The 21,698-nt window shown below is 71.6% G+C and carries 14 protein-coding genes and 3 pseudogenes; 11 read left to right on the forward strand and 6 right to left on the reverse strand.

Going from position 1 to position 21,698, the window contains the following annotated elements:
• The first annotated feature begins 2 nt into the window (after positions 1-2).
• The 6 genes from ABIA33_RS32585 to ABIA33_RS32610 all read left to right on the forward strand — a co-directional run bounded on the left by ABIA33_RS32585 (position 3) and on the right by ABIA33_RS32610 (position 10,485).
• Positions 3-818 carry a carbohydrate ABC transporter permease gene (locus ABIA33_RS32585; protein ID WP_370086691.1) on the forward strand — a complete coding sequence of 272 codons (816 nt, stop codon included), beginning with the start codon at positions 3-5 and terminating at the stop codon, positions 816-818.
• A 146-nt stretch (positions 819-964) separates the two neighbouring features.
• On the forward strand, positions 965-3,871 hold the full coding sequence (locus ABIA33_RS32590) for an AAA family ATPase (protein WP_370086693.1): 2,907 nt from the start codon (positions 965-967) through the stop codon (positions 3,869-3,871).
• Between the two features lie 180 nt (positions 3,872-4,051).
• A complete protein-coding gene (locus tag ABIA33_RS32595) occupies positions 4,052-4,999 on the forward strand; it encodes an alpha/beta hydrolase (RefSeq protein ID WP_370086695.1) in 948 nt (315 codons plus the stop codon).
• A 155-nt stretch (positions 5,000-5,154) separates the two neighbouring features.
• Complete coding sequence (locus tag ABIA33_RS32600; protein WP_370086697.1) at positions 5,155-6,264, forward strand: alpha/beta hydrolase fold domain-containing protein; 1,110 nt, start codon at positions 5,155-5,157, stop codon at positions 6,262-6,264.
• Between the two features lie 182 nt (positions 6,265-6,446).
• Positions 6,447-7,406, forward strand: a complete 960-nt coding sequence (locus tag ABIA33_RS32605; protein ID WP_370086699.1) for an alpha/beta hydrolase — start codon at positions 6,447-6,449, stop codon at positions 7,404-7,406.
• A gap of 295 nt (positions 7,407-7,701) precedes the next feature.
• A complete protein-coding gene (locus ABIA33_RS32610) occupies positions 7,702-10,485 on the forward strand; it encodes an AAA family ATPase (protein WP_370086701.1) in 2,784 nt (927 codons plus the stop codon).
• A 42-nt stretch (positions 10,486-10,527) separates the two neighbouring features.
• On the opposite strand, the gene ABIA33_RS32615 is transcribed toward ABIA33_RS32610, so the two are convergent.
• From ABIA33_RS32615 to ABIA33_RS32640, 6 genes and pseudogenes are all read right to left on the reverse strand, one after another.
• On the reverse strand, positions 10,528-12,153 hold the full coding sequence (locus tag ABIA33_RS32615; protein WP_370086703.1) for an ATP-binding cassette domain-containing protein: 1,626 nt from the start codon (positions 12,151-12,153) through the stop codon (positions 10,528-10,530).
• Positions 12,150-13,925, reverse strand: coding sequence for an ABC transporter ATP-binding protein/permease (locus ABIA33_RS32620; RefSeq protein ID WP_370086705.1), 1,776 nt, complete (start codon positions 13,923-13,925; stop codon positions 12,150-12,152). The genes ABIA33_RS32615 and ABIA33_RS32620 overlap by 4 nt, the downstream gene beginning before the upstream one ends.
• 67 nt (positions 13,926-13,992) lie before the next feature.
• The gene (locus ABIA33_RS32625; protein ID WP_370086707.1) at positions 13,993-15,285 is read right to left on the reverse strand and encodes a cytochrome d ubiquinol oxidase subunit II; all 1,293 of its coding nucleotides are present in this window, start codon (positions 15,283-15,285) and stop codon (positions 13,993-13,995) included.
• Positions 15,278-16,648: a cytochrome ubiquinol oxidase subunit I gene (locus tag ABIA33_RS32630; RefSeq protein ID WP_370086709.1), complete on the reverse strand. Its 1,371-nt coding sequence runs from the start codon at positions 16,646-16,648 to the stop codon at positions 15,278-15,280. The genes ABIA33_RS32625 and ABIA33_RS32630 overlap by 8 nt, the downstream gene beginning before the upstream one ends.
• A gap of 143 nt (positions 16,649-16,791) precedes the next feature.
• Complete coding sequence (locus ABIA33_RS32635; RefSeq protein WP_370086711.1) at positions 16,792-17,274, reverse strand: DoxX family membrane protein; 483 nt, start codon at positions 17,272-17,274, stop codon at positions 16,792-16,794.
• Positions 17,275-17,309: 35 nt separating this feature from the next.
• Positions 17,310-17,973: pseudogene (locus tag ABIA33_RS32640) on the reverse strand (hydrolase).
• A 258-nt stretch (positions 17,974-18,231) separates the two neighbouring features.
• On the opposite strand from ABIA33_RS32640, the gene ABIA33_RS32645 reads away from it, so the two are divergent.
• From ABIA33_RS32645 to ABIA33_RS32665, 5 genes and pseudogenes are all read left to right on the forward strand, one after another.
• Entirely contained in the window at positions 18,232-19,356 is a 1,125-nt protein-coding gene (locus ABIA33_RS32645; protein ID WP_370086713.1) for an LLM class flavin-dependent oxidoreductase, read from the forward strand.
• A 21-nt stretch (positions 19,357-19,377) separates the two neighbouring features.
• Positions 19,378-20,028 carry an FMN reductase gene (locus tag ABIA33_RS32650; protein ID WP_370086715.1) on the forward strand — a complete coding sequence of 217 codons (651 nt, stop codon included), beginning with the start codon at positions 19,378-19,380 and terminating at the stop codon, positions 20,026-20,028.
• A 245-nt stretch (positions 20,029-20,273) separates the two neighbouring features.
• On the forward strand, positions 20,274-20,537 hold the full coding sequence (locus tag ABIA33_RS32655; RefSeq protein ID WP_370086717.1) for a hypothetical protein: 264 nt from the start codon (positions 20,274-20,276) through the stop codon (positions 20,535-20,537).
• Positions 20,538-20,949: 412 nt separating this feature from the next.
• Positions 20,950-21,186: pseudogene (locus tag ABIA33_RS32660) on the forward strand (WhiB family transcriptional regulator); the annotation flags it as partial.
• A gap of 34 nt (positions 21,187-21,220) precedes the next feature.
• A pseudogene (locus ABIA33_RS32665) lies at positions 21,221-21,422 on the forward strand (alpha/beta hydrolase fold domain-containing protein); the annotation flags it as partial.
• Positions 21,423-21,698 lie beyond the last annotated feature (276 nt).

Genomic DNA, 21,698 nt, shown 5'->3' on the forward strand with positions numbered 1-21,698 from the left:
CCGTGAAGCGCGCACCCAACCGTGGCTGGCCGTCCACGATCGTCGGGATCATCCTGCTCGCGCTGATGCTCTTCCCCGTCTACTGGATGGTGAATACCTCCCTCCAACCGACGGGCAACCCACTGCAGGGAGGCTGGTTCCCCCGCCATCCGGACTTCAGCGGGTACCTCACCGCACTGCGCGATCAGGGACGCAACCTCGTCACCAGCCTTGTCATAGCCCTCGGCAGTGTGACGCTCAGCCTCGGGCTCGCCGCCCCGGCGGCCTACGCGCTGGCGCAGTTCCCCATCCGAGGATCCAACCTCGTGCTTTTCGGCATCCTGATCACACAGATGGTGCCGAGTATCGTCGTGGCCAACGCGCTCTACAGCGCCTACAACGACCTGGGACTCCTGAACTCCTACCTCGGACTGATCCTCGCCGACTCCACCGCAGGGGTCCCCTTCGCGATCATCGTCCTGCGCTCGTTCATGCAGAGCATTCCCGGGGAGATCACCGAGGCCGCGCGCGTGGACGGCGCCGGGAGACTGCGCGTCTTCCGAGCCGTGGTGCTCCCGATGAGCGCGAACGCACTGATCACCGCCGCCCTCTTCACCTTCCTCTTCACCTGGAGCGACTTCCTTTTCGCCCTCACCCTGACCACCACGGAGACCGTACGGCCGGTCACCGTGGGCATCTACCAGTACATCGGCGCTCAGACACACCAGTGGAACGCCGTCATGGCCACCGCCGTTCTGGCCTCCGTCCCGGCGGCCGTACTGCTCGTCGTAGCTCAGCGCTATTTCGCCGCCGGCGCCACCAGCGGGGCCATCAAGTGAGGGCCGCTCCCGTCTCCGTCCGACGTCGCGCAGACCCCGGCACTGTTCGACGGCATCCCACCCGCTGATCTAGCGGATTCACGCGATGTGTCAACCCAGGCCCGCTGGCACGGTGTTCCGAAGCCACACCTGCCGAAGGGGAGATCATGTCGCCGGATTCACCGAGACCGGAGCCCGCGCAGCTCGCGGGCAACCTGATCAGTGGTGCACGCGCTCAGCGGCTCACCCGGACCAACGCGCCGCATGATGCCGAGCAAAGTGCCGCAAGGCGTCCCGGTCCGGCGGTGGCCCTGATCGGCCGGGAGACGGAGACCGATCGGATCCTGGGCGTCGTCGACGCGGGCCGCAGTGCCCCGCAGGCCCTGCTGGTGCTCGGTGACGCGGGCACCGGCAAGTCCGCCCTGCTGGCCCTCGCGGTGGAGCACGCACACGGGCTCGGCACGAGGGTCCTGACGTCCCAGGGCTGCGAGGGCGAGCGGGAGCAGTCCTTCGCCTCCCTGCACCAACTGCTGCTCCCGTTCCTGCCCCGCATCGTCGATCTGCCGACGCACCTGCGCGAAGCCCTGGAGACGGCGTTCGGCATGACCGCCACCACCAGACCGGCCGACCCGATGCTGTTGCGCGTCGCGGTACTCACCCTGCTGGCCGACGTCTCGCGGCACGCGCCTGTCCTGCTGGTCACCGATGACGTGCAGCACTTCGACCGCGACTCCCGCGACGTGCTCAGCTTCGTGCTGCGCCGATTCGCGGCCGAGCCGGTGACGGTGCTGCTCGCCGCCCGTGGTGCGACCGCGCCCGCCGGCATCGCCGCGGATCTGACGGCGCTGCACGTGGGGCCACTGACCGACCATGCTGCGGCACGCCTCCTGGAGGCCCAGCACCCGGCTCCGGCCGGGCGGGCCCGGACGGTCGCACTGGAGTTGGCCGACGGCAATCCGCTGGCCATCATCGAACTGTGCCGCGGTGCGCGAGCGGGCATTTCCCATGGGCAGTCCGGGGGGCTACCGCAGACGCTGCGAATCCAGGAGATGTTCGCCACCCAGCTGCGCGCACTGCCCCCGGCCACCCAACGCATGATCCTGTACGCAGCCGCGTCCTCGGACCACACCGATCTGGCCACCGTCATGGCCGCCGCGGGAGCCGGCACCGACCTCGCGAACTGGGGACCAGCCGAGGACGCCGGCCTGATCACCATCGCCGGCGGCCGGGTCAGATTCCGGCACCCGCTCGTGCGCGCCGCCTGCTATCACGGAGCTCCGGCGCACCATAGACAGGCGGCGCACACCGATCTCGCCACGGCCCTGACCACCGATCCCGCGCGCCGGGCCTGGCATCTGGCCGCAGCGTGCCCGGGCCGCGACGAGTCGGTTGCGGCGGCGCTGGAGGACACAGCGGACCTGGTCGAACTGCGCAGCGGCTACCACGCCGCTGCACGCGCGTTGGAACGAGCCGCCGAGTGCAGTCCGGATCGGGCGGACCGGGCACGCCGCTACGCCAAAGCGATCAGAGCCGCGAACAACGCTGGTGACATCACCTGGGTGCTCGACATGTACACCCACGTCACGGCGCTGACCCGGGACCCTGACGCGCTCGGCATGGCCGCGTGCGGTGTCGGCATGACGCTGTCGCTCGTCGGCCGGCAGCGGGAGGCATTCCGGGTGCTGACCACGGCACTCGAGATGGACCCGCCCCCGGACGGCCGGACCGCCCTCGCACTGGCCGGCCCGCTCAGCGCGGTGGCGTTCCAGTCGGGGCTGCCCGAGGTCAGGGAGACCATGGCGGTCCTTCCGGACCGGATCGACCCCGCAGAGGTCGCGGGGGTGGGCTCGCCGTACGCGGAACTGGCGGCAGTCGAGGCCTGCGAGGCGATGCGGGCCCTCGCCGTGGCCGTCGCCGACCCCGCCGCGAACGCGCCCGCCCTGCTGAGCCGGACCCGACGGCCGGGCCTCCTGACGCCGGTCACCGGCGCCGCGGAGATGACCCGTGTGCACGTGGTCGGTGCCATCGCCTGGTGGGCAGACGAGTCCGACCTGTGCGTCGACTCCCTGCGGCAGGCCTTCGCCATGCTCCGCGCCTACGGATCCATCGCCATCGGGGCGTCCTCGTTCGCGGCGATGGTCTCGGCACTCATCGACACCGGACGGTGGGCCGAGGCCGACGAGCACCTGGCGGAAGCGGCCACGCTCGCGGTCGTCCACACGATGCGTCAGGTCGAGGTCGACGTAGCATCGCTGCGCGTGACGCTGCGGTCCCTGCGCGGGCACGCGCCTGACGGCGGCGTGTCGGCGGAGCTTGACTGGACGGCGGTGAACCCGGAGGAGAACCGGGCCACTCACACTCTGCTGCTCCGCGCGGCGGGTGCCGCTGCCGCCGCCGCGGGCGACCTGGACGGCGCGTACCGGCACTTCCGGCAGTTGTTCGACGACGAGGGCGCGCCCCTGCACTACTTCCTGTCGCACCGGTCGATCGCCGACCTGGCCGCAGCCGCCCAGCGGACCGGCCGTCAGCAGGAGGCCGCGAAGGTCCTCGCGGCGGTGCGCGAGGCGATGGGTCCGCAGCCGACGACCCGGATGACGCTGCTGCTGCACCACGCCACCGCCTTGATCGGCAGCCCCAACGACACCGAACAACACTTCCGGCTGGCCGTGGTGAACCCCGCGGCCGAACAGTGGCCGCTGGCCCGGGCCCAGGCCCGGCTGCACTACGCCCGGTGGCTTCGTCGCCGCCGACGGCCGTCCGAGGCCCGTGAGCTGCTGGCCACGGCGCTGGAGGCGTTCACCCGGCTCGGCGCCTCGGGCCTGGCCGAGGAGGCACGGTGCGAGCTGCGGGCGACCGGTGTCGCCACCGCGCCGACAACGCCTGATCCGCTGTCCGAGCTGACCGCCCACGAGCAGCGGATCGTCCGTCTGGCGGCGCGGGGCCTGCGCAACCGGGAGATCGCCGAGCAGTTGATGGTGTCCCCCCGCACCATCGGCTCGCACCTGTACAACGTGTATCCCAAACTCGGTGTGAGCAGACGCCAGCAACTGCGGGACTTCTTCGACGATCTGTGACCGCCGCACGCCCCGTTGGGCCGATGCCTTCTCATCGCTACCACACCCCGCTTGCGCAGGCGCCTGAACACCGAAGTCACCGGGCCTCGGGCGTCGATCACCGGATTGCTAGGATGAACGCGAGGTGAGGGTATGGGACTGGTACCGGATGGGGACCGAGGCGGTCCCCATCGGCCTGCCGTGGTCCTCGACCCTGTCATCCAACGGTTCGTCGACGCCTCGGCCGCGCCCCCGTACCTGCACCAGCTCGGCCCGTTCGACGGCCGCCAGGTGCTCCGGGAGACGCAGGGCCTGACGCTGGACGACTTCGGTCTGGAGGTCGACTTCCTGGCCGCGCCCGTCGGACCGTCCGGGCTCGTCGGCTTCTGGACCTTCCGGCCGACCGGACAGACCGGTCCCCTGCCCGTCGTCCTCTACCTCCACGGCGGCCGCTGGATGCTCGGCGATGCGCACACCCACACCCGGATGATCTCCGAACTCGCAACCGTCAGCGGCGCGGTGTTCGTGGTCCCGGAATACACCCGCACGCCCGAGGCCCGGTATCCGGTGGCCCTCGAGGAGTGCTACGCGGTGCTGACCTGGCTGATCGAGCAGGCCGGCAGCCTCGAACTCAACGGCCGCAGACTCGCGGTGGCCGGCGACTGCGCCGGCGCGACCATGGCGACGGCCCTCACCATGATGGCCAAAGAGCGGGGCGGTCCCCGCATCCGCGCCCAGCTGCTGTACTACCCGATGACCGACCCGTACCACGAAGCGGAGTCGCGGGAGCAGTTCGCGTCCGGATACCTCCTCACCAGTGACGCCCTCGACTGGTACTGGCAGCAGTACCTCGACGACGAGCACCAGCTCGCCGAACCCACCGCCGCGCCCTTGCGGGCCACCCCGACGGACCTGGCGGGGCTCCCGCCCGCGATGGTCGTCTCGGCGGAGGCCGATGTCGTCCGGGACGAGGCCGAACAGTACGCCCGCCTGCTGCGGCAGGCGGGCGTGGCCGTGACCGCGGTCCGATACCTCGGGACCGTCCATGACTTCGCGTCACTGAACCCGATGCGGGACAGCCCTCCGACCCTGGCCGCCGTCCGGCAGGGTGGCAGCTTCCTCAGGCACGCCCTGACCGAACGGCGCTGAACGTGTGCGTCCTGGGAGCAGGGCGTGTGCCTTCTCGGGCGTCGTCGATGGCCGGTCCGCTCGTACGTTGAGGTCAGAGCGCTCTGCCAGGGGCCTGCCCCGCGCGACCCCAGGCATGGAGCCGTTACGCCACCCTGCCGATCCTGGAGACCTCCATGTCCACGCGCATGCCCACAGGCCGTATCCGACGCCTCACCGGCCGGACGGCGATCACCGCCGCCATCGCGGTCACTCTCGGCGCCGCCGTGACTGTCGACGCACTCGCGGCCCCCTCCTCGCCGGCGGACCTCGCCGCGCGCCCCGCCCCGCAGAGTCCGGTGGTCCTGGAGCACGACGCCCAGGTCTTCGCCGACGCGGCGGCCAAGAACCCGCCGATCTACACGCTGTCGTACGCCGCCGCACGCAAGGCCCTGGACAGCGTCCAGGCAGGGCCGGTCGCGGTCCAGCCCGCCGACATCTCGCACCGCACCCTGCCGGTGGGTCCCACCGGCACGGTCACGGTCCGGATCGTGCGCCCCAAGGGTGCGACCGGCAAGCTTCCCGTCGTGATGTACTTCCACGGCGGCGGCTGGGTCCTCGGCGACGAGAGCACCCACGACCGGCTGGTCCGCGAGATCGCGAACGGCGCACACGTGGCAGTGATCTTCGTCGACTACACCCCGTCGCCCGAAGCCCGATTCCCCACCGCCATCGAGCAGGCCTACGCCGCGACCACCTGGGTGGCCCAGCACGGCAGCGAGATCAACGTCGACGGCTCGCGGATCGCCGTCGCCGGCGACAGCGTCGGCGGCAACATGACCGCGGCGGTCACCCTCATGGACAAGGAGCGCCACGGTCCCCACCTGGCCGGACAACTGCTTTTCTACCCCGTCACCGACGCGGCCTTCAACACGGCCTCCTACCAGCAGTTCGCCGAGGGACCCTGGCTCACCCGCAAGGCGATGCAGTGGTTCTGGAACGCCTACGCGCCCAACCTCCAGACCCGCGACCAGATCCTCGCCTCGCCGCTGCGCGCGAGCCTCGACCAGCTCAAGGGGCTGCCCAAGGCCCTGGTCATCACGGACGAAGCCGATGTGCTGCGGGACGAGGGCGAGGCCTACGCCGCCAAGCTCCGCTCGGCCGGCGACGACGTCACCGCGGTTCGCTACGAGGGTGTCATCCACGACTTCGTGATGCTCAACGCGCTCGCCGACACCAACGCGGCCCAGGCCGCCGTGGGCCAGGCCGACGGCTTCCTCTCCTGCGTCCTGCACAGCGGCTCCTGATCCCCGCCTTTCAGCGGACCCTACCGGCCCACGGCGGCCTGGAGCCGCCCGGACCGGAACGGCCGAGTGCCAAGCCCGTCAGTCAACCGACTGATGCGCCCCGGCCGCAGACAAACGATCGTGAAACCAGGCCGCGTGCGTACGGCCCGGTCCGAAGCTCATCGGAAACCTCGTCAAGGAGCATGATGTCCGAGATCAAGCCCGTCCTCGAAACGGCCGCCCAGGCCTTCGCGGACGCGACCAGCAAGCCGCCGTTCCTCTACGACCTCGGCCCGGTCGACGGCCGTAAGGCCGTCGACAGCGTCCAGGACGGCGACGTTCCGGTGCCCGACGCCGACGTGAAGGACCTGGTCATCCCCGTCGGGCCGTCCGGCACCGTCTCCATCCGGATCCTCACCCCGGTCGGCAGCAGCGGCCCCCTCCCGGTCGTGCTGTACACCCACGGCGCGGGCTGGGTCTTCGGCAACGCCCACACCCATGACCGACTGGTCCGGGAGCTCACGGTGCGGGCGCAGTCCGCGACAGTGTTCGTCAACTACAGCCTCTCGCCGGAGGCGAAGTACCCCACCGCGATCGAGGAGATCTACGCCACCCTGCTGTGGATCGCCGAGCACGGAGCCGAGGAGGGGCTGGACGCCGGCCGCATCGCGGTCGCAGGCGACTCGGTCGGCGGCAACATGACCGCGGCCATCACCCTGCTCGCCAAGCAGCGCGGCGGCCCCGCCCTGGCGGGGCAGTTGCTGTTCTACCCGGTCACCGACGCCTCGTTCGACACCGGCTCCTACCAGCAGTTCGCCGAGGGCTACTTCCTCAGCCGCGAGGGCATGCACTGGTTCTGGGACCAGTACACCACCGACCCCGAGGAGCGCGCGCAGATCACCGCCTCGCCGCTGCGGGCGAGCCTGGAGCAGTTGACCGGCCTGCCGCCGGCGCTGGTCATCGTGGGCGAGGCCGACGTGCTGCGCGACGAGGGCGAGGCGTACGCGGCGAAGCTGCGCGCGGCGGGAGTCCCGACCACGGCCGTACGCTACGAGGGCATCATCCACGACTTCGTGATGGTCAACGCGATGCGCGAGACCCAGGCCGCCCTGGCCGCCACCCGGCAGGGCGGTGAGTTCCTGCACGACGTCCTCCACCCCTGACCGACGCATCAGCCCCCGGCTGCGTCCCGGCACGCTCCCCCGGAGCTCCCGCGACGCGGCCCGGGCCGCTGGCCGTCCCCGCAGCGCGTATCACCATGGGCGCCTCCCGCACCGGCGAAGCCGGCGGGGGGCGCCCTCGGCGTCCGCCCGGTCTCCCGCCGTCGACACGCCGTCGACACGGCCAGAGATGGCCGCCGACCTGCGCTCTTGTCCGTGCTGGCAGAATCGGTCCAACCGTCCCGCTGTCCGGGATCGACAGCCGACGAGTGCCACGCACGGACCAGGGAGACGCACCATGGACCAACGGAGCCTGATCGGCCGGGAGGCGGAGACCGAACGGATCCTGGGCGTCGTAGAGGCGGGCCGCCGCGCCCCGCAGGCGCTGCTGGTGCTCGGTGATGCCGGTACCGGCAAGTCCGCACTGCTCGCCCTCGCGGCCGAGCACGCACGCGGGATCGGCACGAGGGTCCTGATGTCCCAGGGCTGCGAGGGCGAGCAGGAGCAGTCCTTCGCCGCCCTGCACCAACTGCTGCTCCCGCTCCTGCCCACCCTCGCCGACCTGCCGGCGCACCTGCGCGAAGCCCTGGAGACGGCCTTCGGCCTGACCCCCACCACCACGCCGGCCGACTCCATGCTGCTGCGCGTCGCGGTGCTCACCCTGCTGGCGGACGTCTCACGGCACACGCCGCTGGTGCTGGTCCTCGACGACTCCCAGCTCTTCGACCGCGATTCCCGCGACGTCATCAGCTTCGTCCTGCGCCGCTTCGCCACCGAACCGATAGCGACGCTGCTCGCCGCCCGAGGACTGACGCCACCGGACGGCATCGCCGCGGGCCTGCCCGTCCTGACCTTGGGTCCGCTGACCGGCCAGGCCGCAGCGCGCCTCCTGAAAGCCCAGCCCCGGACCCCCGCCGGCCGGGCTCGAATCGACCTGCTGGAACAGGCCGACGGCAATCCGCTGGCCATCATCGAACTGTCCCGTGCCGCCCTCGAGGACTCCTCCTCCGGGCTCCCCGGCGGCGGAATGCCGCAGACGCTGCGGATCCAGGCGATGTTCGCCGCCCGGCTGCGCGCCCTGCCCCCGGCCACCCAACGCCTGGTCCTGTACGCGGCCGCCTCCTCGGACCACACCGACCTGGCCACCGTCGTGGCCGCCGCCGGAGTCGGCCCCGACCTCGCGGTATGGGGGCCGGCCGAGGACGCCGGACTGATCACCATCGCCGGCGGCCGGGTCGCGTTCCGTCACCCGCTCGTGCGCGCCGCCTCCTACCAGGGAGCCCCGGCACACCTCCGGCAGCAGGCACACAGGGACTTCGCAGCGGTCCTGGAGGAGGATCCCGCACGCCGGGCCTGGCATCTGGCCGAGGCGTGCCCCTTCCCCGACGAGTCCGTCGCGGCGGCGCTGGAGGACACTGCGGGCATCGTCGAACGGCGCGGTGGTCTGTTCGCGGCAGCCAGGGCGCTGGAGCGCGCCGCCGAGTTCAGCCTCGCCGATGCGGACCGGGCGCGGCGCTACGCCAACGCGATCCGGGCCGCGATCAACGCGGGCGACCCGTCCTGGGTGCGCGATCTGTACGGCAAGGTCGCGGCACTGACCGAGGACCGTGACCTGCTCTGCGCGTCGGCGTGCGGGGTGGCTCTGGCCCTGTCCTTCTTCGGGCGTCAGCGAGAGGCGTTCCAGGTTCTGAAGGGCGCGGTGGACGCGCCGCCGAAGGACGGCAGGACCATGCTCGCGGTGGCCGCGATCGTTCACACGCTCGGATACCAGTCGGGGCTGTCGGAGATCCGACGTGCGGTCCCGGCCATGCTCGACAGCGTCGTGATCAAAAACGTGGAGCCCGCCCACACCGCGTTGCTGCCCACCGAGGCCGTCGACGCGGTCCGGGCAGGGGTTCTCGCCGGGATCGACCCGGTCGCCAATGCCCCCGCCCTGCTGAGCCCGACCCGGCAGCCGTCGCTGCTGGATCCGCTGCCCGGCCCCGCCGACGTGGCCCGGCTCCAGGTCGTCGGAGCCGTCGCGTTCTACGCCGATGAGTCGGACCTGTCCGTCGACGCCTTCCGGCAGACCTTCGCCCTGCTCCGGGCGTACGGGGCGATGGGCACCGGGGCGAACGCGCTCGCGCCGATGGCCTTGACGCTGATCGACACCGGGCGGTGGGCCGAGGCCGACGAACTACTGACGGAGATGTGGACGCTCGCGGCCATCCACAAGCTGACCCACCTCGAGGTCGCCGTGGACGCGCTGCGGATGCTGCTGCACGCTCTGCGCGGAGGCCACACCGACGGCGGCGAGACGGCGAATCCCTCGTGGACCGCTGTCAGCCTGGAGGAGAACCGGGCGACACACGCCTCCCTGCTGCGGGCCGCGGGCACGGCGGCCGCGGCCGCGGGCGACTACGACGGCGCGTACCGCCACTTCCGGCAACTGTTCGACGGCGAGGGCGCACCCCTGCACTACTTCCTGTCGCACCGGTCGATCGCCGACCTCGCCGCCCTCGCGCAACGGACAGGCCGGCAGCAGGAGGTCGCGCCCGTCCTCGCCGCCGTGCGCGAGGCGGTGGGGGCCCGGCCGACGACCCGGATGACTCTGCTCCTCCACCACGCCGCCGCGCTGATCAGCGAGCCCGACGACGCCGAACAGCACTTCCGGTCGGCCGTGGTGAACCCCGTGGCCGAACAGTGGCCGCTGGCCCGGGCCCAGGCCCGGCTGCACTACGCCCAGTGGCTTCGTCGCCGCCGACGGCCCTCCGAGGCCCGGGAGCTACTGCTGCCGGCGATGGAGACGTTCACCAGGCTCGGCGCCGTCGGCGTGCTCGAGGAGGCGCGGGGCGAACTGCGGGCGGCCGGCTTCGCCACTTCGACGCCCGGCTCCGCGCTCACCGACGCGGATCCGCTGTCCGAGCTGACCGCGCACGAGCGGCGGATCGTCCGGTTGGCGGCGCAGGGACTGCGCAACCGGGAGATCGCCGAGCAGCTCATGGTGTCCCCCCGCACCATCGGCGCGCATCTCTACAAGGTGTATCCGAAGCTCGGGGTCAGCAGTCGCCACCAGCTGCGCGACTTCTTCGACGACCTGTGACCGATCCCGCCGTCGCCTGACCGTCCGTCACCCGGCCCCCCGTCACCCGGCCGCTGTGGCGCGTTCGCGATACTCCGCTGCCGTGCCGACCCGCACCGTCGCGTCGGCGGGCCAGGGGAGGAGTTCGAGCTCCTGCTCCTGCAGGGCGATGACCAGCGCGGAGTCGGGCAGCGCCCGGCGCAGGCCGTGCAGCAGGGCAGTCGCGGTCGGACGGTCCAGACCGGCCGTGGGCTCGTCCAGGAGCAGCACGGGCGGTTGGCGCAGCACCGCGCGGGCGATGGCCAGGCGTCGTCGCTGTCCTTGGGACAGGGCGCCGCCACCGGAGCCGACCGGTGCGTCCAGGGGCAGGGCATCGAGGCCGACCACGGCCAGCGCGGCACGCAGGACGGCCGTGTCGGCGTCCGGGGCGGCCTGGAGCAGGTTCGCGGACACGCTCGCGTCGGCGAGCCAGTCGTCGGCCTCGACCAGGGTGAGCACCTCCGCCACCGCGCCGGACGCCAGCGCGTGCACCGGCGTGGCGCCGAGCCGCACGCTGCCGGGCGGGACCGGCAACCGGCCTGCCAACTGGCCGAGCAGGGTGCTCTTTCCGCTGCCGTTGGGGCCGGTGACCAGGACCAGCTCCGGGATCCGCACGGTCAGTGACAGCCGATGCGCGCCGTTGCCGATCGGGAGGTCGGACACCTGCAGCGGTCCCGACGCCACGGGGGTGCCGGGCCGGGCGCCCTGGGCGAGGGCGGCGAGGCGTCCGGCGGCGTCGGCGGCTCGCGCCAAGTGCTGCAGGAGCTGCGGCAGGCCCTCCAGCAGCTCCCATCCCGCCGCGAGCAGCAGGAGTTCGCCGACAGCGACGGCCACGGGCTGGGGCGTACCGCCGAACTCCAGCGCCAGCGCGAGTGCGGAGCCCTGGCCGAGGGCGGCGATCAGCCGCATGGACAGGCGGCCGTGACGCTCCGTCCGTGCTGCGGCCTGCTCGGCGTCCTCGGCACGTCCGAGAGCCGAGGCCACTGCTCGGCGTGCCCGGGGGACGGCGTCCAGGCAGCGCAGTTCCGCGAAGGCGCCACGAGCGCCCAGCAGTTCGGCGCGCGCTTGCGAGCGGGCCCGGGCCGCTGCGGCGAGTCGGCGCTCGGCACGCCGGTGCGCACCCACGGCACAGCCCACGCCGGCGACCAGCACCGCGAGTTCGGCCGTACCGAGCGGGAGGCTGGCGCGCAGCAGTAGGATCTCCACGACGGCAGCCGTCACCAGTTGGGCGGCGAGTGGGGCGAGCACCTGGGCGGGCAGTGCGCCGACGGCCTCCACGTCGGTGGTGAGCCGGCTGAGCAACGCGCCGTCACGTTCACCGCGCAGTTCGCGCGGAGTGAGCGCGGCCGCGCCACGCACCAGGCGGGAGCGCAGGTCGACCGTGGCGGTCAGCAGGGTGCGATGGCTGACCAGCCGTTCGAGGTAGCGCAGGCCGGTGCGCATCAGCGCCAGTGCCCGAACCGCGCCCGAGGGGTACATCCAGGACCAGGTGGTGTTGGCCTGAAGGGTGACCAGGGCACAGGCCGTCAGGAACCAGCCGGAGATTCCGAGCAGCGCGGCGGCGCTGAGTTCCGCCGCCGCGGCCAGCGCGATACCGGCGGCCAGGTCGCGGCGGCGGACGGAGCTCCGGAGCAGACGCCAGGGATTCATCGCAGCCTGCCTCCGTCCAGGGTCCGGATCTGGTCCGCCAGCAGGAGCAGGGCGGGGCTGTGGGTAGCGAGCACGACGGTGCGGTCGCGGACGAGGGTGCGCAGCGCCGCGACGACGCGCCGTTCGGCCTGCGGGTCCAGATGGGCGGTCGGCTCGTCCAGGCACAGCAGTGGCGCGTCCCGCAACAGCGCGCGGATCAGCACCAGCTGCTGGGACTGGCCGGAGGACAGTCCCGTGCCGCGTTCGCCCAGCGGCGTGTCCAGGCCCTGCGGGAGAGCAGCCAGCAGGTCCTGGAAGCCGAGCGCGACGAAGGCGGCCACCAGGTCGTCGTCCGTCGCGTCCTGGCGGGCCAGGAGCAGGTTGTCGCGTACGGTGCCGGGGAGCAGGTGCGCGGGCTGGCCCACCCAGGACACCAGCGTGGGGGTCGGGGCGTGCGGCCCGTCGTCCCGGATGAGGGCGCAGCGGCCGGAGTCGGGTACCAGCAGTCCGGCGACGATCGCGAGCAGGGTGGACTTTCCCGCGCCACTGGGACCGGTGACCGCCAGAACCTGGCCGGCCACCAGATCGAGGCCGACCTCGTCCAGGGCAGGTGCGTCGCGGTGCGGGTAGCGGACGGTAATCCGGTCCAGGTGCAGTCCGGGGGCTCCGGTGCGTGCGACGGCCATGGCCCGTCCAGCCCGGCCTTCGGCAGTGGGGCCGGGGTTCTCCGGTCCCAGCGCCTGGGCGATCAGTTCCGCCGCCGCTGCCGCCTGGGCCCGGGCGTGGTAGCCGCGGGCCAGGTCCCGGGCCGGGGCGAAGTACGCGGGGGTGAGGGTGAGCACGAACAGCGCAGTGCCCAGGCTCATCCGCCCCGGCACGCCCGGCAGGTGCAGGTAGTCGAGCAGGACCAGGCCGCAGTAGGTGGCCACCACGGCAAGGGTGCCGGTGATCAGCAGCTCGATCCAGGCGGTGGAGAGGAACGCGACCCGCAGCACGGTCTGGGTCCGCCGGGCAAGTTCCTCGTCGTCCTCACGCAGTGCGCGTGCCGCCTGCTCGTGGGCGCCGAGCCCGACCAGGGTGGGCAGTCCGCGGAGCTGGTCCAGCAGCCGGGCGCTGTGCTGCCGCACGGCGGTGAGCTGGGCGTGCACAGCCGCCTGCGTGCCCAGGCCGATGACCTTGAGGTTGGCCGGCAGCAGCGGGGTGGCCGCCAGCAGCATCAGGGCGACGAACCAGCTTCGGCAGGCGATCGCGGTCAGCACCAGGGAACTGCCGAGCAGCATGGTGGTGCGGGCCGGGACGTAGCCGGTGAGCCAGTCCGTGAGATGGGTGATCTCGCCGTCGGCGGCCTCGGCCACAGCGGCGTCGCTCAGCTCGGTGCCGGTTCCTCCCCGGTTGCGCAGCACACCCCGTGTGGGCAACGCCGCCCGCAGCAGCCGGCGTTGCAGCTCCTGCCGGACGGTGCGGGCGCCGCGAGCCGCCACGGAGTCACCGGCGGAGAGCAGAGCAGCGCGCAGCGCCAGCCCGATTGCCACGAGCCCTGCCGCCGGGAGGACCGCCGTAACGGTCGCGGCCGGCGAATGCTCGGCGGCGAGCCCCCGTTCGGCGGCCCAGGCCAGGCCTGCGGCCCACAGGACGGTGCCGAGCTGGGCCAGGCCGCGCAGTGTGCCGGCGCGGCGCAGATCCGCGCGTCCGAGGGCCGCCCAGGCACGCAGTCGGGCCGGGCCGCCCTGCGGGTCGCCGTCGGGCGTCCGGTCGTCCGCGAGCTGGGAGAGCAGCCCTGTGGAGGTACTCACCCGGCCACCCCACAAACCGCGTTGTGCCCCTCGCCCCGGGCATAGCCCGCGCCCGCGCGACGCGCCGTCACCGGCCCGCCGCCGGGTCGATCGGCACGTCGACGGGCAGGTCGGTCGGCAGGTCGAACGCGCCGTCGCGCTGGTCGCGGCGGTCGCCGGTGATCCACGCGGCTAGTGCCACGGTGCACAGCAGGGCGATGCCCACAGGGTCGATCCAGGTGGCGACGCCGCCGAAGACGTCCTGCGACACGGCAGCGAGGGCGATCCCCAGGACCGTGAGCAGGATCCGCCGGACCGTCACGGCCAGGATGCCGCGGTCCGGTACGGTTGCGGGCTCCGGCGCGACCGCCAGGGAGCGGGACACCGGCGGGAGGGGCGGCTCGGCCGGCTGCCTGAACTTGCCGCGGAACGCCCACCAGGCATAGGCGTTGTATCCGAACACCACCGGCATGCACAGGCCCACCCCGAGCACCAGGAAGAGCTGGGAACTGTGCGGACTCGACGCTTGATGCACCGTCAGTCCAGCTGGCACCAGCACCGGCACGGTTGCCGCGACCAGCGCGAGCAGCCCGAGGACCTCGGCGGTCACCACGGCGGCGAACGGCCGCCAGTCCGGTCGGCGGCCGAAGCCGTGCCAGGCGTACGCCCCTGCCGCCACGGCTGCGGTCACGGCCAGCCAGAACAGCGTCGCCCGGAGGGGTTCGTCGAAGCGGAACTGCTGGGGGTCGGCCACCTCAAGACCGAAGGCCAGGATCAGCGCGGCGGCGACCGTGCCGGCGAGCAGGGGCCGGCCGGCGCGGGCAGCCCGGTCCCGGGTCTCCCCCTCGGACTTGAGCTGCAGCCAGGCGGCACCGGCGAGCAGGTAGAGCACCACCAGGCCGAGCCCGCAGAGCACGCTGTAGGGGGTGAGCCAGTCGAAGGCACCGCCGTGGAACACGCCGCCCGCTTGACGCAGGCCGGAGAGCACCGCGCCGACCACCAGGCCCTGGCAGAGCGTCGCCGTGGCCGACGCGGTGCCGAACAGCAGCGCCCAGCCCCGCCGGTACTCCGACGCCGCGCCCTGGAACTCAAGTCCCATGCCGCGCAGGATGATCGAGAAGAGCATGCCGATCAGTGGCAGGTAGACGCCGGGCAGGACGGTGGCGTAGAGGCCGGGCAGCGCGGCCCACATGGCGACGCCGGCCAGGACGATCCAGCTCTCGTTGGCGTCCCAGGCCGTGGCGATCAACTCGCTGTACTCGCGGCGGCGCTCGACGGCGGCGAACAGGCTCAGCATGCCCACGCCCAGGTCGTAGCCGTCCAGGACGACGTACATGCCCAACGAGAGCAGGACCAAGGCGTAGCTCGCGTACTCAAGCAACGGGGGCCTCCGATGCGAGGGCCGGAGTCCCGGTGGCGCCCGCAAGCGCCTCGGGACCGGCTTTGACCGTGCGGACGATGTAGCGGGCCCAGATGGCCAGCAGCGAGGCGTAGAGGGCGACGAAGCCGATCAGGCTGAACGCGGCCTCGGCCGTGGACAGCTGGGACAGCGCGTCAGCGGTGCGCAACTTGCCGTAGACCACCCAGGGTTGGCGGCCGGTCTCGGCGGTGATCCAGCCTCCGGTGATGGCGACGATGCCTGCCGGAGTCATCCAGACCATCCAGCGCAGAAAGCGCCGAGAGGTGAACAGGCGGCCGCGCAGCCGCAGTATCAGCCCGGCGAAGGCGGTGGCGAACATGGCCAGGGCGGTGAGGTACATGGCCCGGAAGCCGTAGAAGGCGCTCCACATGTTGGGGCGCTGGTCGGGCGGGGTGTTCAGCAGGCCGGGCACGTGCGCCTGGCCGGTGAGGTCGTGGCCGATCACCGCGCCCAGGTGCGGGATCTCGATGCGCAGGCTGTCGCGGCCGTTGCCGGTGTCCGGGATGACGACGAGGTTGTATCCGTTGTTGTCGGTCTTCCAGTTGCCCTCGAACGCCTCCAGCTTGGCCGGCTGGTGCTGGGCCATGAAGATCGCGGTTTCGTCGCCCAGATAGAGCTGGACGGGCATCAGCACGGCGAGCACGCCCAGGGCGATGGACAGGCAGCGCCGGGCGAAGGGCAGGGCGAAGGCGCGCTGCTTGACCAGGTACCAGGCGGAGATCCCGCCGACGAACCAGCTCGCGCTGATCAGGACCGCCAGCAGCATGTGCGGGAACCGGTAGGCGAAGGCCGGGTTCAGCAGCACCTGCCACCAGTCCGTGGCATGGAACTGGCCGGCGACCTCGGTGTAGCCGACGGGGTCCTGCATCCAACTGTTGGCGGAGAGGATCCAGGTGGTGGACAGCAGGGTGCCGAAGGCGACCATCCAGCTCGCCAGAGCCATGGTGCGCGGGCGGACCCGGCCGTCGCCGTAGAGCATGACGCCGATGAACCCGGCCTCCAGGAAGAACGCGGTGATCACCTCCATGCCGATGGTGACTCCGATGACCGGGCCCACCGCATGGGCGTACACGCCCCAGTTGAGTCCGAACTCGAAGGTCATCACGGTTCCCGCGACGACTCCGAGACCAAAGCCGACCGCGAAGATCTTCTTCCAGAAGCGGAAGATCTGCAGGTACAGGGGGTTTCCGGTGCGCACGTACGCCGTGTAGACGACGGCCAGCAGCACGGACAGCCCGACGGTCAGGGCCGGGAAGGACATGTGGAAGATCGCGGTGATGGCGAACTGCCAGCGGGACAGCTCGACGGCGGCCGGCGAAGCCATGGGAACTCCCGGGCGGAAGGGGGCGGGTGATGGGCGGTCAGGCTCGGGCCCCGACGGGGAGAGGTCGGGGCCCGAGCGGTATGCGGCGTGCCGGAGCACGCGGTGGCGTGTCGGCTGCCGGCGGGGGGCCGTCGGCAGTCTGTTCAGCGCCGGTGCAGGGCCAGACGGGTGGCGAACCCGCCTCCGACGCCGGCCACCACGGCGGCCGGCAGCCACCAGGAGGGCCAGGGCAGCAGCCCCAGCGAGGCGTCGAGGGACCAGTTCCCGGGACCGGTGGCGGACAGTACGGCGCCGCTGGTGATCAGCACGAAGGGGTACTCGAAGCCGTCGTTCTGCACCCACAGGCCGTGCGGCCACTTGACGGTCAGCGCCACGGACATCACGCCCATCGTCCCGGCGGCTGCCAGCGGGGTGAGCAGACCGAGGGCGAGCAGCAGCCCTGCCCCGATCTGGCTGCCTCCCGCGGTGAGCGCGGTGAGCCTCCCGCCGCGGAAGCCGTCCCCGCGGAACTCCTCGGTGCCGCCGGCCAGTCCCCGGCCGCCCAGGTGGAAGCTGATCTTCTGGACACCGTGCCCCGCGACCAGCAGGCCGACGACGAGCCGGAGCAGGAGGAGACCTGCGTTCATGGTGAACTCCCGTTCTCGGATCCGTGGTTGGCGGGTCAGCCGGCCGCGTGCTCGCTGATCATGGTCTGGGCGTAGACCACGCCGAGGCCGTAGGCGCCGCCGTGCTCCTTGACCACGTCCATGACCGGCAGGTAGGTCTCGCTGCGGGCCCAGTCACGCTGCAGCTCCAGCAGCACCTGGATCCAGGTCACCGGAACGGCGCCGGCCGCGGTCATCCGCTGCAGGCCGTGCTCGTGGGCCGGGGGGGGTGACACCACCGGAGGCGTCCGCGACCACGTACACCTCGTAGCCCTGCCCCAGCGCGGACAGGGCCGGCAGTACCAGGCAGACCTCGGTCCACAGCCCGGAAAGTATGATCTTGCTGCGGCCTGTGGCCTTTACCGCCGCGACCAGGGCCGGGTCCTCCCACGCGTTCATGGTGGTCCGGTCGATGACCTCGTGATCGGGGAAGACCGCCTTCAGCTGCGGCAGGATCGGTCCGGAGAAGGACTCGGCGGCCACCGTGGTCAGCACCACCGGCACCTCGAAGACGACGGCGGTCCTGGCCAGGCCGACCGTGGCGTTGATGATCGCGGTGCGGTCGCCGCTGGCGGTGCCGAAGAACATCTGCGGCTGGTGATCGACGAACAGCATCATCGAGTTCTCGGGCGTCAGCAGATCGGAGCTGGGGGCGGCGTGCACGTCGGCGAAGTCGACCATGACCGTTCTTTCTTGAGGGTGCATCAGGGATACGGGGCCAGATGGAGCCACACACGCTCCGTCACGTCCACGACGCTAGAGGGCAACCCCCGGACCTTTCTTCTCCCTGCGCGCCCAAGGCCGTTCCCACACTGCACTCCACTCCAGTGCGTGCAGGAGCAAGGACCTGTGCGCTGGCACGACATCGATGCGCCCGGCTCCTGCGTAGCGTCCGGGACCTGACGCCTGTACCTTCCAGCACGCCGGAAAGGCACCCCTATGCAGTTCGGCATCTTCACCGTGGGTGATCTCACCACGGATCCGACCACCGGCCGCGCGGTCTCCGAACACGAGCGCCTCAAGGCCATGACCGCCATCGCGCTCAAGGCCGAGGAGGTCGGGCTGGACGTCTTCGCCACCGGCGAGCACCACAACCCGCCCTTCGTCCCCTCCTCGCCGACCACCATGCTCGGCTGGATCGCCGCCCGCACCGAGCGGCTGATCCTCTCCACCGCGACCACGCTGATCACCACCAATGACCCGGTGAAGATCGCCGAGGACTTCGCGATGCTGCAGCACCTCGCCGACGGCCGGGTCGACCTGGTCATGGGACGCGGCAACACCGGCCCGGTCTACCCCTGGTTCGGCAAGGACATCCGCCAGGGCATCCCCTTGGCCGTGGAGAACTACGCCCTGCTGCACAAGCTCTGGCGTGAGGACGTGGTCAACTTCGCCGGCCGGTTCCGCACCCCGCTGGAGTCCTTCACCTCCACCCCCCGCCCGCTGGACGACATCCCGCCGTTCGTGTGGCACGGCTCCATCCGCAGCCCCGAGATCGCCGAACAGGCCGCCTACTACGGCGACGGCTTCTTCCACAACAACATCTTCTGGCCCAAGGAGCACACCCAGAAGATGGTCCGGCTCTACCGCGATCGCTTCGCCCACCACGGCCACGGCACCCCGGAACAGGCCATCGTCGGCCTCGGCGGCCAGGTCTTCATGCGCGCCAACTCCCAGGACGCGGTGCGCGAGTTCCGCCCCTACTTCGACAACGCCCCCGTCTACGGACACGGCCCCTCCCTGGAGGAGTTCAGCGCCGAGACCCCGCTGACCGTCGGCAGCCCGCAACAGGTCATCGAGAAGACCCTGAGCTTCCGCGAGTACGCCGGCGACTACCAGCGCCAGCTCTTCCTCATGGACCACGCCGGGCTGCCGCTCAAAACCGTCCTGGAGCAGCTCGACATCCTCGGCGAACAGGTCGTCCCGGTGCTGCGCCGGGAGTTCGCCATCGGCCGCCCGGCCGAGGTCCCGGACGCACCCACCCACGCGTCGCTGCTCGCCGAGCGACACGGGGCGCAGAGCGTCGTCCAACTCGCCGAAACCGCAACGGCCCAGAGCTCCTGACTCCGAACACGAGGAGAACCGATGCAGCCCCTGAACCTCGTCGTCGTCACCGCCGGCCTCAGTGTGCCCTCGTCCACCCGCCTGCTCGCGGACCGGCTCACCCATGCCACGTCCATTTACCTGACTGAGCGTCAACTCGTATCTTCAGTCGAGGTGGTGGAACTCCGCGAGCACGCCCGGGCGATCGCTGACAACCTGGTCACCGGATTCCCCGGAAGCACCCTGCGCGAGACCGTCACCGCGGTCGCCCGGGCGGACGGCCTGATCGTTGTCACACCTGTCTTCGCCGCCTCCTACAGTGGCCTGTTCAAGTCGTTCTTCGACGTGCTCGAACAGGACACCCTCCGGGACACTCCGGTGCTGATTGCGGCGACCGGCGGGACCCCGCGCCACTCGCTCGTCCTGGAACACGCCCTGCGCCCGCTGTTCGCCTATCTGCGCGCGGTGGTCGTCCCCACCGCGGTCTACGCCGCGTCGCAGGACTGGGGCTCGGCAGGGGATGCCGGCAGCGAGGAGCTGGACCTGCGCATCGAGCGGGCAGGCCAGGAGCTGGCCGCACTCATGGACGCCAACCCCGCGGGCGCCGCCCCCACAGACGGCAGCCACCGGGCCGCGCGACAGCAGGAGGTGATCCCCTTCGAGCAGCAACTCGCGGCCCTGAAGCCGCGCTGACGCGCCGTCGCCAGCACGGGACAGAGCCCGGTGCAGGCACGGATAGGAGGCCGCCGGGAGCGCCCCTGAATAGGGAGGAACCAGCATGCCCTCCATCGAGGTCGGCGAGGAGAACTCCGCCGCGATCGAGCTCTGCTACAAGGAGCACGGTTCCGGCCGATCCGTCGTGCTGATCCACGGCTGGCGCCTGAACGGAGGATCCTGGGAGAAGGCAGGTCGCGGATCTGCTCGCGGCCAGCTACCGGGTGATCCCCGTACTTGGCGGCGAGCGGGTGAGCCACCAGGCGGTCCAGTACAGCTGGACCGTCGGCGTCGCTGCCTCGCCCAAGGCCACCCTGGACTTTGTCCCGGCCTGGCTCACCGACTGCCGCGAGTACCTGCCTCGTATCAACGTCCCGGTGCTGATCACGCACCGCGACGCGGACCCGACCCTGCCGATGCTCTCGCTGTCGCAGAGCTTCCGCAGGCGCGCGGCCTGCTCGTGGTCGAGAGCGCCCCGCATGGGCTGATCTGGACGCACGCCGTGGAGGTCAACAAGGAGATCCTCGCCTTCATCGCCGAGTGACCCGGCAGTGCCAAGGCATCCAGGAGCACGCGGGTTCGCCCCGATACAACCCGCGGCCGTCCCGCTGTGGAGTCCGGTCGCCCGTTTCCGCAGCTGCCCCGACTCCGCCGGTGCCCGGCAAGCCGGCCTCGTGGTCGAGGCGGCGGCCTCGGACGAGCGGCGCGAGTGGTACCGGGCGTGACGGCAACTGATGCCGGGTCAAGACGGGTCCGCCCTCGACGACCCGTGCTTCCTCCGACCCACAACCTGTACAGCGCGGCCTTGAGGCGGCCCAATCCCGAACAGAACGGAGAAGCATGATGAGAGCACGAACAGCGCCGAGGCCAATCGCCGACCTGTGAGACTGGCAGCGCCGGGCGGCGTGCCGCGGCATGGACATCTCCGTCTTCTACTCCCCCACCGGCGAGCGCGGCGCCCAGCAGCGACGGCGTGAGGCCGGCGCTCGCGCCGTGTGCCTGGGCTGCCCGGTCCGCGCACAGTGCCGGCAGTTCGCCCTGGCGCTCGGGGAACGGCACGGCGTGTGGGGCGGGCTGACCGAGTCGGAACGCGAAGAGATCACCCAGCAGTCGCGGGCCGTGACGCTCGCGGGTTGAGCGCACTCGCGGTGCGGGATTCCCCTCTGCGCTGGAGCTGATCCGCCTCACCCCGGCCCTGGTCATCGCCGCTCGGACCGACGTGCTGCGCGACGAGGGCGAGACCTACGCGAACAAGCTGCGCGAGGTGGACGTGCCCGCCACCGTGGTCCGCTATCAGCGGCATCATCCACGACTTCGTCATGGTCAATGCCCTGCGCGACACTCACACCGCCAAGGGAAACGTGCAGCAGGCAGGTAGCGGACCGAGATGTAGTGGTGGGCGACGATCGCCCTTAGAGGACAGCGGGACAGGCATGCGGAACAGATCGGGTTGGTCGGCCGGTCGAGCGTGCAGGGCCGGGCCGGGTCGTGTCGTAGACCACGGCCGCCCGGCTCCAGGCCGCGCGGTGCACCCGTCCCGACCCTGCTCATGGTGCTCGAAGCTCCGCACACCGACGGACACGGAAGCCCCGCCGACCGGAGGTGTGCCGGTGCCTCCGGTTCATGTCGAGTCGACGGCACCCGGCGTC

It is taken from the genome of Streptacidiphilus sp. MAP12-16, assembly GCF_041262165.1.
Classification (GTDB): domain Bacteria; phylum Actinomycetota; class Actinomycetes; order Streptomycetales; family Streptomycetaceae; genus Streptacidiphilus.